Below are 882 nucleotides of genomic sequence, written 5' to 3'. Positions count from 1 at the left end.
CCCGCTGACCGCCTGGTGGTGGTCGGGGGGTACGGACGAGGCGACGAGATGCAGGGCCTGGACGGCGGGGCTCTCGGGGACGCCCCGGACGCGCGCGAGCCGGAGCTCCAGTTCGTAGGCCGCGGCGGGTCTCCCGGGCGGCGCCACGAACACGTCGACGTCCGCCGTGCCGAACGGGCCGGTCTGACCGGGCAGCGTGGTGCGGTGCACCACCGCGTCGTCCGAGGCCCAGTGCGCCATGACGTACCAGGGGGACGTCTCCCCCGCCGCGTCGCGGACGCGCAGCCGCACCGTCAGCCGGGTGCCGGCCGGGGTGAGGGCCGTCCACGAGGGGATGAGTTCCTCGGCGGGGAACGGCAGGTCACGCCAGCCGGCCGACCATGTGGCGTACTCCCAGTCCAGGGTGGCGTGGCCGTGGTGGTCGACGAAGGTCTCGTCGGCCTCGGCGCTCCCAAGGCGCAGGGCCCCGTCGGACCAGACGGTGCCGCCGGAGGCGGTGCGGGTGAAGTGGCGGGCGTCGGACCAGCGGTGCAGCACCACCCGCGGCATGCGGGGGCCGCTGCTTCGCTCACGGTTCGTCGCGCCTGTCACGGTCGTCCTGCCGCTCTCTGGTAGCTCCGGTACGGCCCAGCCTGACGCCGACGCCGGGACAAGGGCCCACATGGTAGCGGCCGGAAGTATGCGGCCCGGAGCCCTGGACGCCCAGGGTAGCCAGGCGCTGTGCCGCGGGGACGGGTCGGTCCTACGGGCGGCGGCGGTGGAGATCACACCGTCCCCGCCGAGCGGGGGACAACCGACGGATCGTCCAGACGTGACGCGGTGCCATGGACATCGAGGCGTTGCCCCCGTGCGTGCGGGAGGACGAGCATGGCCGTCATGCCC

1 pseudogene is annotated in these 882 nt (G+C 74.5%); it reads right to left on the bottom strand.

The features are described from left to right. Positions 1-591 (bottom strand): annotated as a pseudogene (locus tag ACOV8S_RS31010) (hypothetical protein); the annotation flags it as partial. Between the last annotated feature and the right edge of the window lie 291 nt (positions 592-882).

Source organism: Streptomyces sp. CO7, from assembly GCF_053474865.1.
Note: the sequence above shows the minus strand (reverse complement) of the source record. Positions and strands in the feature narration are given on the sequence as shown.